The sequence below is a fragment of the Extensimonas vulgaris genome (assembly GCF_003337425.1).
In the GTDB taxonomy this organism is placed as follows: Bacteria; Pseudomonadota; Gammaproteobacteria; order Burkholderiales; family Burkholderiaceae_C; genus Extensimonas; species Extensimonas vulgaris.
This window is the reverse complement of record NZ_QPJU01000003.1, coordinates 282,623-296,704: the sequence shown is the minus strand read 5'-3', so window position 1 is coordinate 296,704 and position 14,082 is coordinate 282,623. Positions and strand designations below refer to the sequence as shown.

Genomic DNA, 14,082 nt, shown 5'->3' with positions numbered 1-14,082 from the left:
CGTGGGTGGGCACCTCTGCGCTCTGCGCATTTCGACGCCCGTTGCGCATAATCGCGCCCCATGAACTCCACCTTTTCCCTCTTCCCGCTCGGCTGGCAGCACTACCTGCTCGGCGGACTTTGCATTGGCGCCGGCGTGGCGCTGCTGTTCGTGTGCACGGGCCTGATCGGCGGCATGAGCACGGTGTTTTCCTCAAGCTGGTCGTACGTGCTGCGGCGGCCGTTCTTCCAACAAGAACGCTTCACGGCCTCGCGCGCGTGGCGGCTCGTGTATGCGCTGGGCCTGATCCTGGGCACGTTCGTGTGGTGGCTCGGCTTTGCGCACGGTGCGGCGCAAAGCACCAGCGTGCCTGTGTGGCAGCTGCTCGTGGGCGGCTTTTTCGTGGGCTACGGCGCGCGGCTGGGCAACGGCTGCACCTCGGGCCACGGCATCTGCGGGCTGGGCTCGCTGCAGTGGCCTTCGCTGCTGGCCGTGCTCACCTTCATGGCCACGGCTTTTGTCACCGCCAACCTGGTTGCGAGGTGGCTGGCATGAGCGGCACTTCCCTGACCCCTTTACGCCTGCTCGCCACGCTGCTCGCGGGCGCGCTGTTCGGCTTTGGCCTCGCGCTTTCCACCATGATCCGGCCCGAGGTGGTGCTGAGTTTTCTGCGCCTGCAGGACTTCGGCCTCGCGCTCGTGATGGGCGGCGGCGTGCTCGTGACGCTGCTGGCTTACAAGCTCGCGCCGCGCCTGCTCACGCGCCCACTGCTTGGCGGGCAGTTTCACACGCACCCGAGCGCCTGGAACCGCGACACCGCCGTGGGCGCGGCGCTCTTTGGCATAGGTTGGGGGCTGTGCGGCGTGTGCCCGGGGCCGGCGATCGCGGGCCTGGGCGCGGGCAACTGGAGCATGCTGTGGGCGCTCGCCGGCATCGCGCTCGGTGCGCTCGTGCAGGGGCTGCGGGCGCGGCAATGACTACGTATTCAGTAGCTGCTAGCGCTTGCTGTATATGCCTTAGAGGCCATTTTTATGCTTAAAACCGGGCACACCAAAATCGCCGTCATGGGCGCGGGCGCGGTGGGCTGCTACAACGGCGGCATGCTCGCGCGCGCCGGGCACGAAGTGGTGCTGATCGGCCGCCCCGCGCATGTGCAGGCCATCCAAGCGCAGGGCCTGCTGCTGCAGACGCAGTCGTTCACCGAGCGCGTCGCGGTGGCGGCGAGCACCGAGCCGAGCGCCGTGCAGGGCGCGCAATGGGTGCTTTTTTGCGTCAAATCGACCGACACCGAAAGCGCCGCGCGCGCGATGGCCCCGCACCTTGACCCCGGCGCCATCGTGCTGAGCCTGCAAAACGGCGTGGACAACGCCGAGCGCCTGCAGGCGCTGCTGCCGCAGCACCTCGTGCTGCCCGCCGTGGTCTATGTCGCCGCCGAAATGGCCGGGCCCGGCCATGTGCTGCACCGCGGCCGAGGCGAACTGGTGCTCGCGCCCTCGCCCGCCAGCGCAGACATCGCCGCCACCCTGCAAGCCGCGGGCATCCCCACGCAAGTGTCCGACGACGTGGCGCGCGCGCTCTGGAGCAAACTGGTACTCAACTGCGCCTACAACCCCTTGTCGGCGCTCACGCAGCTCAGTTACGGCGAGATCGTGCTAAGCCCCGACTTGCCCGTCGCGCAGGTCATGGACGACATCGTGCGCGAATGCCTGGTCGTGGCACGCGCGAGCGGCGTAGAGCTGCCCGAGAACCTCTACGACAGCGTGCGCCAGCTCGCCGCGAGCATGCCGACGCAGACCTCTTCGACGGCGCAAGACCTCGCGCGCGGGCGGCGCAGCGAGATCGACCACCTCAACGGCTTCATCGTGCGCCGCGGCGCCGCGCTGGGCCTGGACACGCCCGTGAACCGGCTGCTGCACACGCTCGTGCGCCTGCTGGAAAAGCGCGTGGTGCAAAACGGGTAGCGGCGCAGCGCAAAAAGAGGCGCGAACAAAGCAAAAAAGGAGCGCCCTCAGCGCCCCGAAGATTCGAACGCCGCGTTGCGCAAGAAGCCCGCCGGCATTTGCAAGGCCGGCGTGTAGCCGTACTGCTGGTGCGCGGCGAGCAGTTCGTCGAGCCGCGGGTCGCGCAGCATGGGTTGCTGCGCACCGTTGGGATCGGCCACCGCCACCAACGGCGCCGCGGGCGGGCGGGCTGCCAGTTGCACGGCGGTAGTCCCTTCCTCGTGCATCACGCCGAACACGCCCCAGCCGACCACGGCCACCGTGGCCACCGAAGCCAGACCCACGACCCACTTCCAGCGGAACTGCGCTGCATTTGCGGCCTCGGTGCGCGCCGGCGCTGCGGCGGGCAGCATTTGCGCCGTATCCGCCGCCGCGGCTTGCGGTCGCTGCTCTTGCTGCGCAAGTTGCGCGCACACCCTTTCGGCAAGTGCATTGCGGCCATACGCCGCAAGTTCGGGCGCGCGCAGCACGTCGCCCACGAGTTGATAAACCTGCCAGGTCTGCTGCGCCTCGGTGCGCGCGGCCAAGTCCAGCGCCTGCGCCAACTCTTCACCTTCCAACATGCCATCGGCCAGGGCCGACAGCAGTTCCGTTTGTCTCACTGCATTGATCGATTCATCCGCCATAGCTGCACCTTTTTGTTCCTCTGCGCCGCGCCACCGCTCACCAGCGTTTGCCCGACTGATTCTCAAGCAGCGGGCGCACGCGCTCCGACACCGCCTCGCGCGCACGGAAAATCCGCGAGCGCACCGTGCCTATGGGCGTGCCCATGGCCGCGGCGATCTCGTCGTAGCTCAGGCCCTCGATCTCGCGCAACAGCAAGGCTTCGCGCAGGTCTTCGGGCAGCGCCGCCACAGCGGCCTGCACGGCCGCAGCCACTTCGCGTGCCGCGAGCTCGGCTTCCGGGGTTTCCGTGCTCGTTGGTTCTTGCTGGGGGCGGAAAGTTTCCTCGTCCTCGCTGGCCGGCGCCGTGGCACTTTCATAGATCAGGGGGTCGCGCTTCAACTCGAGCAGCGCTTTTTTCGCAGTGTTCACCGCGATGCGGTACAGCCAGGTGTAGAACTGCGCGTCGCCGCGGAACTGGTGCAGGGCGCGGTAGGCACGCAAAAATGTCTCTTGCGCAATGTCTTGCACCAGATCGGGGTCGCGCACCATGCGCGCGATCAGGCGCTCTATGCGCCGCTGGTATTTGTGCACGAGCAGCGCAAACGCGTGCTGGTCGCCCGCGCGCGCGCGCTCGACCAGCGGCAGATCGCTGTCGGGCGCTGCAGGCGGGGCCGGGGGTACGGGCGCGCTCATGGGAATCGCGCCGCATCCGGGGATGCGTTTTCGGCAACACCCGCGCTGGCTGCGGCCGCATGCGGAACGCGCGCATAGATGGCGCGGCGCAAGTCTGCCCAGCGCGCCGCGTCGGAGGCGCGCGTGAGCCACAGCCACTGATGGTGCCCTTGCACGCTGCGCCAGCGCAGCGCCAGATGGTCTTGCAAGTCGAGCAAGATCTCGGGTACGCCCTCTGTGGGCGCAGCGCCAGACCTGGCACCGATACGGCGACCCTCGCTGCGATTTTCGAAGCACCAGCGCTCGCCATCCCAATGCAGCGCGCCTTGCGGCAGGCGACGCCAAAAATGCCATGCGCAGCCGTTGCATGCCAGACACAGCGCGCCGGCCATCGCGAGGCGCCACGGCGAAGTTCCTGCTCCTTGCGCCGCCCAGCCGGCCAGCATCACCCAGCCCGCCGCGGCGAGCGCCAGCAAAGCAGCCCCGAGCAACCGCGTGCGCCCGACGGGGTAGCGCACGGCAGGGGGTGTTTGCTGGGATGGCACGCTCATCAGCCCATGCAGAAAAGGCGGCCTGAAAGCCTGACGGCCGGGTCGGTGGGCGGTCGATACACCAGCGCGCAATTCACACGCGCTGGAAGATCAAAGTGCCGTTCGTGCCGCCGAAGCCGAAATTGTTTTTCATCGCGACTTCGATTTTTGCCTCGCGCGCGACGTTGGCGCAGTAGTCGAGGTCGCACTCGGGGTCTTGCGCAAAGAGGTTGATCGTGGGCGGGATTTTCTGCTCGTGCAGCGCGAGCACGGTGAACACGCTCTCCACGCCTCCGGCACCGCCGAGCAAATGGCCCGTCATCGACTTGGTCGAGCTCACCACGACGTTGTGCGCATGCGCACCCAAGGCGGCTTTGATGGCCTTGGTTTCGTTGACGTCGCCCAGCGGCGTCGAAGTGCCGTGCGCGTTGAGGTAATCGATCGCATCGGGCGCCAGACCCGCGTTGCGCAGCGCGTTGAGCATCGCGCGGCGCGGGCCGTCCATGTTCGGCGCGGTGATGTGGCCGGCGTCGGCGCTCATGCCGAAGCCCGTCAGCTCGGCATAGATTTTTGCGCCGCGTGCCTTGGCGTGCTCGTAGGATTCGAGCACCATGATGCCCGCGCCCTCACCGAGCACGAAACCATCGCGGTCTTTGTCCCAGGGACGCGAGGCGGTTTGCGGATCGTCGTTGCGCGTGGAGAGCGCACGCATCGCGGCAAAGCCGCCCACGCCGAGCGGCGACACCGTGGCTTCGGCGCCGCCGGCAACCACCACGTCGGCATCGCCGTATTCGATCATGCGCCCGGCTTCGCCGATGCAGTGCAGGCCCGTGGTGCACGCCGTGACCACCGAAAGATTGGGCCCCTTGAAGCCAAAGCGCATGGACACATGCCCCGCCACCATGTTGATGATGGACGCCGGCACGAAAAACGGCGTGATGCGCCGCGGCCCGCGCGCCACCAACTCGGCGTGGGTGTTTTCTATCATCGGCAGGCCGCCGATGCCTGAGCCGATCACGCAGCCTATGCGCGTCGCGGTCTCTTCATCGAGCGCCTCGCCCGTGGGCAGGCCGGCGTCGCGCACGGCCTGCTCGGCGGCGGCGATGCCGTAGTGGATGAAGGTGTCCATGCTGCGCGCATCCTTGGCGCTCATGTAGGACTCGACGTCGAAGCCTTTGACTTCCCCGGCAATCCTGCACGAGAAATTCGACGCATCGAACTTGGTGATGGGGCCGATGCCGGAGCGGCCGGCAAGGATGTTGGCCCAGGCCTCAGCAACCGTGTTGCCCACGGGGCTGATGCAACCCAGGCCGGTCACGACGACGCGACGACGGCTCATGCGAATAAAACCTTCTGCACAGCGCTCGAACTTCGGTGCAAAACACCTCAGGAGCGCCGAATGGAGGAAATGGGGAGGGTTCTGTCAGCCCTTGTAATGGGCCTTGGCGTAATCGATGGCGTTTTGCACCGTGGTGATCTTCTCGGCGTCCTCATCCGGGATCTCGATGCCGAACTCGTCTTCAAGGGCCATCACCAGTTCCACGGTGTCCAGAGAATCGGCACCGAGGTCGGCCACAAAGGCTTTTTCATTGGTAACCTGGGACTCTTCGACGCCGAGTTGCTCGGCAATGATCTTTTTGACACGTGTTTCGATATCGCTCATGGGGTTCCCTCTGGGGGTTGTGAATGAATCCGCGATTCTAGCTGCACGAAAGTCACACTTTTCGCGCCGCCTGCCGTACGGATGATGCGGCTGGAAATTGGCAATGAAGTCGATTTTGGGGCACAGCTCATCTGGACTTACGCAAACAAGGATGCAACAAAGTGTTTTGCCGTGGGGCGAGCGCCTTGCCTGGGTCCCATTTGCGTAAGTCGTGCTCACATATACATGCCGCCGTTGACGTGCAGCTCCTGCCCCGTCACATAGCCCGCACCCGCAGACGCGAGGTAGGCCACGGCGTGCGCAATGTCGGCAGGCTTGCCCAGGTGCCCGACGGCGATCTGCGCCTGCAGCGCCTTGCGCTGCTCTTCGGCCAGGTGCGCGGTCATGTCGGTCTCGATGAAGCCCGGCGCGACGCAGTTCACCGTGATGCCGCGGCTGCCGAGTTCGCGTGCGAGCGAGCGCGTCATGCCCGCGACGCCGGCCTTGGCGGCGGCGTAATTGGCCTGGCCCGGGTTGCCAGAGGCACCGACCACGCTCGTGATGTTGATGATGCGCCCGAAGCGCTGCTTCATCATCGGGCGGATCGCAGCCCGGCAGAGGCGGAACACGGCCTTGAGGTTGGTGTCCATGACGGCATCCCAGTCCTCGTCCTTCATGCGCATGGCCAGGGTGTCGCGCGTGATGCCGGCGTTGTTCACGAGCACGTGCAGCCCGCCTTGGTGTCTGACGATGCCATCGACGAGCGCCTCGACGCCGGCGGCATCGTTGACGTTGCACGCCACGCCGCGGCAGCCCGCGTAGGCCGACAGGGCCTGGCTGATGCGCGCCGCGCCCTCGTCGGTCGTGGCCGTGCCAGTCACCTGGTAGCCGCGCGCGGCAAGTTCGAGCGCGATCGCCGCGCCGATGCCGCGCGAGGCGCCCGTGACCAGCGCCACCTGCGCGGCGGGGGATGTTTCAAGGGTCGTCATGCCAGCAACTCCCGCACTTCGGCCAAGGTGGCCGGATCGTACAAAGCCGCGCCGACCAGCTCGGGGTCTATGCGCTTGGTCAGGCCCGCGAGCACCTTGCCCGGGCCGCATTCGATGACGTGCGTCACGCCACGCGCCTTGAGCGCCTGCACGCATTCGACCCAGCGCACCGGGCTGAAGGCCTGGCGGTAGAGCGCATCGCGGATCGCGTCAGGGTCTTGCTGCACCGCCACATCGACGTTGTTCACGACGGGAATCTGCGGCGCAGCCAGAGGCACCTGCGCCAACGCGGCGCGCAGCTTTTCGGCGGCGGGCTTCATGAGGCTCGAATGGAAAGGTGCCGACACCGGCAGCGGCAGCGCGCGCTTGGCGCCTGCGGCCTTGAGCAGTTCGCAGGCCTTGTCCACCGCGGCCTTGGTGCCGGCGATCACGGTTTGAATCGGGTCGTTGAAGTTCACGGCTTCGACCACTTCGGCGCTGCCCGCACCAAAACTTGCCGTGGCCTGCGCGCAACCTGCCATCACCTTATCGGCGGGCAGGCCCAAAATTGCGGCCATCGCGCCCGCGCCCACGGGCACGGCCTCCTGCATCGCGGCAGCGCGCAGGCGCACGAGCGGCGCGGCCTGCGCGAGCGTGAGCACACCTGCCGCGACCAGCGCCGAATATTCGCCCAGCGAATGCCCGGCCACGGCCGCCGGTAGCGCGCCGCCTTCGGCACGCCAGACGCGCCAGGCCGCAACGCCCGCGACGAGCATCACGGGCTGCGTGTTGGTCGTGAGCGCGAGCGCTTCCTTCGGGCCTTCTTTGATCAGGCGGCCTATGTCTTCACCGAGCGCGGCGCTCGCCTCCTGCAGGGTTTGCGCCACGGCGGGGTGCTCGCCCCAACCGTCGAGCATGCCCACGGCTTGCGAGCCCTGGCCGGGGAATACGAAGGCAAAAGATTTCATGGCAAAAGTTTGAATGAAAAACGGCTTTTACGTAGATAGGAAAAGCGCAAGCAACTACAACTTCAGGAGAACCGCGCCCCAGGTGAAGCCGCCGCCCACCCCTTCGAGCAGCAGCGTCTGGCCTTTTTGCACCTGCCCCGTGCGCACGCCTTGGTCGAGCGCGAGCGGGATTGAGGCGGCAGAAGTGTTGCCATGCTGGTCCACCGTGACCACCACCTTGTCCATGGGCAGTTTGAGCTTCCTGGCCGTGGCCTGCATGATGCGAATGTTGGCCTGGTGCGGGATCATCCAGTCGATGTCGGCCTCGTGCAGGCCAGCCTTGCCGAGCGCGGCGTGCGCGGCCTTTTCGAGCAGGCCCACGGCGAGCTTGAACACCGCCTGTCCGTCCATCTTGAGCAGCGGGTCGCCGATCACCTGCCCGCCCGACACCTGCCCCGGCACGCAGAGGATGTCCACATATTTGCCGTCGGCGTGCAGGTCGCTCGCGAGGATGCCTGGAGCCTCGGCAGCTTCGAGCACCACCGCGCCCGCGCCGTCGCCGAACAGCACGCAGGTGCCGCGGTCGTTGAAGTCGAGGATGCGGCTGAACACCTCCGCGCCGACCACCAGCGCGCGCCGCGCGTTGCCGGCGCGGATCATGGCGTCGGCCACGGTGAGCGCGTAGATGAAGCCCGTGCACACCGCCTGCACGTCGAAGGCCGGGCAACCGTTGGCGCCGATCTTGTTTTGCAAAATGCAGGCCGTCGAGGGGAAGACCATGTCGGGCGTCGAAGTCGCGACGATGATCAGGTCTATGTCCTGCGGCTGCAGGCCGGCAGCCTGCAAGGCGCGGCGCGCGGCCTCGGCGCCCAGGTCGCTGCTCGTGACATCGGGGGCAGCAAAATGGCGTGCGCGGATGCCGGTGCGCTCGACGATCCATTCGTCGGAGCTTTCGATGCCGCGCCGGGCCAGGTCGGCCACCAGATCGGCGTTGGTCAGGCGGCGCGGCGGCAAATAGCTGCCAGTGCCGGTGATACGGGAATACAGGGTCATGATCGGGTCATCGCCGCCGCGCCGGATTCCAGAGGCTCCACGGGCAGCAACAAAGGCGCTGCATGGGCGATCTGCGCCCGGACGCGGTCGAGCAGTTTGTTTCGGGCCGCATCATACGCGCGGTTGAGCGCTTGTTCGAAAGCCAGCGCGTCGGCGGAGCCGTGGCTCTTGAACACCAGCCCGCGCAAGCCGAGCAGCGCAGCGCCGTTGTAGCGCCGGTAGTCCATGCGCTTCATGAGCGCCCTGAGAACAGGATAAGCGACGATGGCAGCAAGTTTGGTGAAGATGTTGCGCGCAAACTCTTGTTTGAGGCCATCGACGATCATCGCCGCCACACCTTCGCTGGCCTTGAGCGCAACGTTGCCCACAAAACCGTCACACACGACGATATCGACCGTGCCCTTGAAGATGTCGTTGCCTTCAACGTTGCCCTGAAAGCGCAGATCACCCGAATTGGCCGCAGATCGCAGCAGTTCGCCGGCTTTTTTGATCGTATCGCTGCCTTTGATGGCTTCTTCGCCGATGTTGAGCAAACCCACCGTGGGCTCGCCGCCTTGCAGCACCGACACCAGGGCCGAACCCATCACGGCGAACTGCAACAAATGCTCGGCCGTGCAATCGACGTTCGCACCCAAGTCCAGCACCGTGGTTGCAGCGCCTTTGGCATTGGGCAATTGCGTCGCGATGGCGGGCCGGTCTATGCCTTCGAGCGTCTTGAGCAGGTAGCGCGCAATCGCCATCAGCGCGCCCGTATTGCCCGCCGAAACGGCCGCTGCGGCCGCGCCATCCTTGACCTGCTGGATGGCCACGCGCATGGACGAATCCTTTTTTTTGCGCAGCGCGACCTCGATGGGGTCGTCCATGGTGACGACCTCGGTCGCGGGCACCACGGCGGCGCGCTCGTGCGCGAACGCGCGCAGACTGTCGGGCAGGCCGACCAGCAGCAAGCGCGCATCGGCATGGCGGTCGAGAAATTTCCGGCACGCCGCAAGCGTGACGGGCGGGCCGTGGTCACCGCCCATGCAGTCAACAGCCAGGGTGATCATGAAAATCCGCTGCGGCCCGCACACAGGCCAGAAAAGGAAAAGTTCACAAAAAAGCCCGCGCTACATCAAGAGTAGCAACGGGCCTTGCGCCGAAAACAAAAATCAGAGTTCGGACTTGTTCTTGAGCACCTGGCGCCCGCGGTAGAAACCGTTGGGGCTGATGTGGTGGCGCAGATGGGTCTCGCCCGTGGTGGGCTCGACGGCGATGCCCGGCACGCTCAAGGCGTTATGCGAGCGGTGCATGCCGCGCTTGGAAGGGGATTTTTTGTTTTGCTGAACGGCCATGGTGGCTCCTGGTCTGGAACAGGGTTGGTAAAAATGCGGTCAGCCGATCTGTTCCTCATCGGGTTCCTGATGCAGCCGGACATCCGCAAAGCGCGCGCCAAGCGGAGATTCAGGCACTGCGCAAGCGCCAGCGACCTCATCCGCTTGCATTCGATGGTCAAAAGCCAAAGAAAATCCGCGCGAAGCCGGCGATTATAACTGCCTTGGCGCCACGGTCATTTGCCGTGTTGGTCTTTGCGCAAACCGGCCAGCGCGGCAAAAGGGTGCGGCTTGTCGGCGCCGGCGGCGTCGAAGTCCGGGTCGCTGCTGGCCATGGGGACGGCCACCGGGCAGCGATCGTGCATCGGTACGAGCGGCAGCGCGAGGATCAATTCGTCCTCGATCAGGGCACGCAGGTCGAAGCTGCGGCTCAGCACGAGCAGGTCTTCCTCGCAGCCCTCGTCGAGCGCTTCAGCCGTGGCCTCGTCGGCGACGAAGCGAAATGCACGCTCCACGACGAGCGGCACATCGACGGGCGTGAGGCAGCGCTGGCACAGCAGGGGCACCGTGGCGTGCACGCGCAGCTGCAGCCACGCCTGCGCCACGCCACCCAGCGCGGCCTTGCGCACGCTGCCTTCGGCTTGCCAATCTACGAACAAATCGGGGCGCAGCCCTTGTGTATCAAGCGTGAGGCGCTCATATTTCGGGAGTTGATCACGCCCCGCGAGCTGCCCCCCGGCCTGGGCGAAGGCCCACACGTCGAGGCGGTCGGCGGAAAACGTTTTCTCGCCCTCCTTGTCCATTGGCTTGGTCTTTGGCTTTTCCATCGCGGCAGTGTAAGAGAATCGCGCCCATGCCTGCCTCCCTTGCCGCACAACGCCCATTGATCCTGGGCTCCACCTCGCGCTATCGGCGCGAATTGCTCGCGCGGCTGCGCGTCCCCTTCACGGTATCCGCCCCCGAAGTCGATGAAACGCCGCAGCCCGATGAGGCGCCGCGCGCGCTGGCGCTGCGCCTGGCGCACGCCAAGGCGCAGGCCGTGGCCGCACAACACCCGCAGGCGCTGGTCATAGGCTCAGACCAGGTCGCCGACCTGGCCGGGCAGCCGCTGGGCAAGCCCGGCACGCACGAGCGCGCCGTGGCGCAGCTGCGCCGCATGCGCGGGCGCACGGTGCTGTTCCAAACCGCCGTGGCCGTGGTCTGCGCCGCGACGGGTTTTGCGCAGACCGAACTCGCGACCGTGGAGGTGCGCTTTCGCATGCTTTCGGACGATGAAATCGAGCGCTACCTGCGCGCCGAGCAGCCCTACGACTGCGCGGGCAGTGCCAAGAGCGAAGGGCTGGGCATCGCGCTGCTCGACGCCATCGTGAGCGACGACCCCACGGCGCTCGTGGGCCTACCGCTGATCCACACCTGCCGCCTGCTGCGCGCCGCCGGGCTCACGCTGCCATGAACGCCCCCAGCAGCCGCGCGCCCGACGCCGACACCTTTGCCGAATCTGCACGAACTGCGCCGGGCACGCTGTACCTTGTACCCGCGCCGCTCGACTTCGGCTGCGCGCGCCCGGTGCCGCTCGAAAGCGTGCTGCCCGCGGGCACGCTGCAGGTGGCCGCGCGCCTCACGCACTGGGTGTGCGAAAACGCCAAGAGCACGCGCGCCTACCTTGCGCGCGTCGCTGCGCTCTACCCTTTGGCAGCGCCGCTGCAGCAGCAGCACATCACCGAGCTGCCGCGCGCCGTGCACAAAAAGGGCGACCACGGCGCGCAGGGCATGGCCGCCTTCGATGCGCGCGCGCTGCTCGCGCCCGCGCTCGCCGGGCACGACGTGGGACTGGTCAGCGAAGCCGGCATGCCCGCCGTGGCCGACCCCGGCAGTTCGGTGGTGCGCGCCGCGCATGCGCTGGGCGTGTCGGTGTGCCCGCTGGTGGGCCCCGTCTCGCTCATGCTCGCGCTCGCGGCCAGCGGCCTGAACGGGCAGAACTTCGCCTTCACGGGCTACCTGCCGCAGGACGCGAGCGCGCGCGCCCAGCGCATCCGCGCCCTCGAAGCCACGGCCCTGCACAGCGGGCAGACCCAGCTGTTCATCGAAACGCCGTACCGTAACGCCGCGCTCTGGCAAGCGCTGTTGCAAACCCTGCACCCGCGCACGCGCCTGGCGCTCGCGAGCGGCCTGACGCTGCCCGAAGCGCGCATCGCCTGCAAAACCGTGGCCGACTGGCGCCGCGACCCGAACCCGCCCGAGCCGCGCACACCGGCGGTTTTTGGCATCGGAGGCTGAGCTCGCAAGCGTGCGCACGCTGCAACGCTCCTATGCCACAGCCGACTCCTTCATCCCGTCACGAGGAAATTCCCATGCCCGACGTCCTCTTCGAAGCCACCGCACCGATCGCCACGATCACGCTGCACCGCCCCGACAAGCGCAACGCCGTGCACCGACCGATGGCGCAGGCCTTGCACGCGGCGTTCGAGCGCTTCGAGGCAGACGACGACTTGCGCGTGGCCGTGCTGCATGGAGCGGGCGGGCATTTTTGCGCCGGCGCCGATCTGGCCGCAATGGGCAACGCGCAGCTGCGCAACGAGGTCACGCCCGACGGCAGCGGCAGCGGGCCCATGGGGCCGTCGCGCATGGCGTTGCGCAAACCGCTGATCGCGGCGATCAACGGCTACGCAGTGGCTGGCGGGCTGGAACTTGCGCTGCTGGCCGACCTGCGCGTGGCCGACGAGGACGCGACGCTGGGCGTGTTCTGCCGGCGCTGGGGCGTGCCGCTGATCGACGGCGGCACCGTGCGCCTGCCGCGCATCGTGGGCATGGGGCGCGCGCTGGATTTGATCCTCACGGGGCGTGCGTGCTCGGCGCAAGAGGCGCTGGCGATGGGGCTGGTCAACCGCGTCACACCCGTGGGCGGCGCGCTGGCTGCGGCGCAGGAGCTCGCGCGGCAGATTGCCGCGTTTCCGCAGCAGTGCATGCTGATCGACCGCGCCTCGGCGTATGCGCAGTGGAGCCTGCCGCTCGAGGAGGCGCTGCGCGCCGAGGGCGCACGCGGCGCGCCCGTGGTGTTGGCCGAAGGTATAGAAGGCGCCGCACGTTTTGCCAGCGGGGCCGGGCGGCACGGGAGCTTGGACGCAAGCTGATAATCCACGCAAATCATTGAAGATGAAGCGTTTTCGATAGCTGCATGCGCTTGCTGCACAAGGGCTTACGGCCGATTTGTGCAGAATATTTCGCAGCGCTGCTGCCAAGGATGTGCACCCCGAAACCTGCGCGCGGCGCGCACACAGCGCGCCGCTTGGCCGGTCAGCGCAGCGCCGGCAGTGCCGAACGCAAAGCGGCGACGCCGCCCCGTCCTATCGCCGCGCCAAACTTCTTGGCCAGACGCTCGGCGAGGTTTTCGTGGTGCGTGTAATCGACGATGTCCTCGGCCTTGACGACTTCGCGCGCGACGTAGTCGAGGTTGCCGTAGTGGTCGGCAAGACCCATTTCGACGGCCTGCTGGCCAGTCCAGAACAGGCCGCTGAAAGTCTCGGGCGTGGGCTTGAGGCGGTCGCCACGGCCGGCTTTGACCGCGTTGATGAACTGCTGGTGGATCTGGTTGAGCATGGCCTGGGCGTATTGGCGGTGTTTTTCGGTCTGCGGGCTGAAAGGGTCGAGAAAGCCCTTGTTTTCGCCCGCGGTGAGCAGGCGCCGTTCCACACCGAGCTTTTCCATCGTACCCACGAAGCCGAAGCCGTCCATGAGCACGCCTATGCTGCCCACGATGCTCGCTTTGTCGACGTAGATTTCGTCGGCGGCCGAGGCAATGTAGTAGGCAGCCGAGGCGCAGGTCTCATCGACGACGACGTACACGGGTTTTTGGTATTTGGCGCGCAGGCGCACGATTTCGTCGTTGATGATGCCCGCCTGCACGGGGCTGCCGCCCGGTGAATCGATGCGCAGCACGAGCGCTTTGGCGCCTGCGTCTTCGAAAGCGCTGCGCATGCTGTCGACGATGTCGTCGGCGTTGGCGGGCGTGTCGGCGGCGATTTCGCCTTTGATCTCGATGAGCGCGGTGTGCGGGGCGATAACGTCGGCGCCGGGCGTGTTTTCGTACAGCACGACTGCGCCTACGGTCAGCACCACCGCCAGCCAGGCGAAGCGGAAAAACACCTTCCAGCGGCGCGCGCGGCGCTGCTCTTCGAGCGTGGCGAAGGCAAGTTTTTCGAGCACGGAACGCTCCCAGCCGGGCTCTTGTGGCGGCGTCTCGGACGACGCCCCGCGCGGTGCCGCGTTTGCTTCTGTCTTAGGAGCTTCTTGCGCCCATGGATTGGGCGTTGGAGGCATATTTGGTTCAGATTTTTTGGGGGGTTCCGGAGGGGGCGGAGCGATCGGGTCGGTCATA

Annotated in this window: 18 protein-coding genes; 6 read left to right on the top strand and 12 right to left on the bottom strand. The window is 66.8% G+C overall.

The window, feature by feature from the left end; all coding sequences use genetic code 11:
• Positions 1-60: 60 nt before the first annotated feature.
• The 3 genes from DFR45_RS06955 to DFR45_RS06945 are packed head-to-tail and all read left to right on the top strand — an operon-like array spanning position 61 to position 1,940.
• Positions 61-534: a YeeE/YedE family protein gene (locus DFR45_RS06955; RefSeq protein WP_114482971.1), complete on the top strand. Its 474-nt coding sequence runs from the start codon at positions 61-63 to the stop codon at positions 532-534.
• Complete coding sequence (locus DFR45_RS06950; RefSeq protein WP_114482970.1) at positions 531-956, top strand: DUF6691 family protein; 426 nt, start codon at positions 531-533, stop codon at positions 954-956. Before DFR45_RS06955 ends, DFR45_RS06950 begins: the two co-directional genes overlap by 4 nt.
• A 54-nt stretch (positions 957-1,010) precedes the next feature.
• Entirely contained in the window at positions 1,011-1,940 is a 930-nt protein-coding gene (locus DFR45_RS06945) for a ketopantoate reductase family protein (RefSeq protein ID WP_114482969.1), read from the top strand.
• A 47-nt stretch (positions 1,941-1,987) separates the two neighbouring features.
• Here DFR45_RS06945 and DFR45_RS06940 read toward each other — a convergent pair whose 3' ends face one another.
• From DFR45_RS06940 to DFR45_RS06890, 11 genes are all read right to left on the bottom strand, one after another.
• Positions 1,988-2,605: a sigma-E factor negative regulatory protein gene (locus tag DFR45_RS06940; RefSeq protein ID WP_114482968.1), complete on the bottom strand. Its 618-nt coding sequence runs from the start codon at positions 2,603-2,605 to the stop codon at positions 1,988-1,990.
• Positions 2,606-2,642: 37 nt separating this feature from the next.
• A complete protein-coding gene (gene rpoE / locus DFR45_RS06935; protein WP_114482967.1) occupies positions 2,643-3,278 on the bottom strand; it encodes an RNA polymerase sigma factor RpoE in 636 nt (211 codons plus the stop codon).
• Entirely contained in the window at positions 3,275-3,808 is a 534-nt protein-coding gene (locus DFR45_RS06930) for a hypothetical protein (RefSeq protein WP_114482966.1), read from the bottom strand. The genes rpoE and DFR45_RS06930 overlap by 4 nt, the downstream gene beginning before the upstream one ends.
• Positions 3,809-3,881: 73 nt before the next feature.
• Positions 3,882-5,126, bottom strand: coding sequence for a beta-ketoacyl-ACP synthase II (gene fabF / locus DFR45_RS06925; protein ID WP_114482965.1), 1,245 nt, complete (start codon positions 5,124-5,126; stop codon positions 3,882-3,884).
• Positions 5,127-5,210: 84 nt separating this feature from the next.
• Positions 5,211-5,450 carry an acyl carrier protein gene (acpP, locus tag DFR45_RS06920; protein ID WP_114482964.1) on the bottom strand — a complete coding sequence of 80 codons (240 nt, stop codon included), beginning with the start codon at positions 5,448-5,450 and terminating at the stop codon, positions 5,211-5,213.
• A 215-nt stretch (positions 5,451-5,665) separates the two neighbouring features.
• Positions 5,666-6,418 carry a 3-oxoacyl-ACP reductase FabG gene (gene fabG / locus DFR45_RS06915; RefSeq protein ID WP_114482963.1) on the bottom strand — a complete coding sequence of 251 codons (753 nt, stop codon included), beginning with the start codon at positions 6,416-6,418 and terminating at the stop codon, positions 5,666-5,668.
• Positions 6,415-7,365 carry an ACP S-malonyltransferase gene (fabD, locus tag DFR45_RS06910; RefSeq protein WP_114482962.1) on the bottom strand — a complete coding sequence of 317 codons (951 nt, stop codon included), beginning with the start codon at positions 7,363-7,365 and terminating at the stop codon, positions 6,415-6,417. The genes fabG and fabD overlap by 4 nt, the downstream gene beginning before the upstream one ends.
• Before the next feature lie 54 nt (positions 7,366-7,419).
• On the bottom strand, positions 7,420-8,397 hold the full coding sequence (locus DFR45_RS06905) for a beta-ketoacyl-ACP synthase III (protein ID WP_114482961.1): 978 nt from the start codon (positions 8,395-8,397) through the stop codon (positions 7,420-7,422).
• Positions 8,394-9,443, bottom strand: a complete 1,050-nt coding sequence (plsX, locus tag DFR45_RS06900) for a phosphate acyltransferase PlsX (RefSeq protein ID WP_114482960.1) — start codon at positions 9,441-9,443, stop codon at positions 8,394-8,396. The genes DFR45_RS06905 and plsX overlap by 4 nt, the downstream gene beginning before the upstream one ends.
• Positions 9,444-9,545: 102 nt before the next feature.
• A complete protein-coding gene (gene rpmF / locus DFR45_RS06895) occupies positions 9,546-9,728 on the bottom strand; it encodes a 50S ribosomal protein L32 (RefSeq protein WP_114482959.1) in 183 nt (60 codons plus the stop codon).
• A 215-nt stretch (positions 9,729-9,943) separates the two neighbouring features.
• Positions 9,944-10,534: a YceD family protein gene (locus DFR45_RS06890; RefSeq protein WP_241659292.1), complete on the bottom strand. Its 591-nt coding sequence runs from the start codon at positions 10,532-10,534 to the stop codon at positions 9,944-9,946.
• Positions 10,535-10,560: 26 nt separating this feature from the next.
• Between DFR45_RS06890 and DFR45_RS06885 the strand changes: the two genes are divergently transcribed.
• The 3 genes from DFR45_RS06885 to DFR45_RS06875 all read left to right on the top strand — a co-directional run bounded on the left by DFR45_RS06885 (position 10,561) and on the right by DFR45_RS06875 (position 12,838).
• Positions 10,561-11,160, top strand: coding sequence for a Maf family nucleotide pyrophosphatase (locus tag DFR45_RS06885; RefSeq protein ID WP_114482958.1), 600 nt, complete (start codon positions 10,561-10,563; stop codon positions 11,158-11,160).
• The gene (locus DFR45_RS06880; protein WP_241659291.1) at positions 11,157-11,984 is read left to right on the top strand and encodes an SAM-dependent methyltransferase; all 828 of its coding nucleotides are present in this window, start codon (positions 11,157-11,159) and stop codon (positions 11,982-11,984) included. Before DFR45_RS06885 ends, DFR45_RS06880 begins: the two co-directional genes overlap by 4 nt.
• Before the next feature lie 74 nt (positions 11,985-12,058).
• The gene (locus tag DFR45_RS06875) at positions 12,059-12,838 is read left to right on the top strand and encodes a crotonase/enoyl-CoA hydratase family protein (protein WP_114482957.1); all 780 of its coding nucleotides are present in this window, start codon (positions 12,059-12,061) and stop codon (positions 12,836-12,838) included.
• Between the two features lie 163 nt (positions 12,839-13,001).
• Here the strand turns inward: DFR45_RS06875 and DFR45_RS06870 are convergent, their stop codons facing one another.
• The gene (locus tag DFR45_RS06870; RefSeq protein WP_421781544.1) at positions 13,002-14,081 is read right to left on the bottom strand and encodes a S49 family peptidase; all 1,080 of its coding nucleotides are present in this window, start codon (positions 14,079-14,081) and stop codon (positions 13,002-13,004) included.
• Position 14,082: the final 1 nt, after the last annotated feature.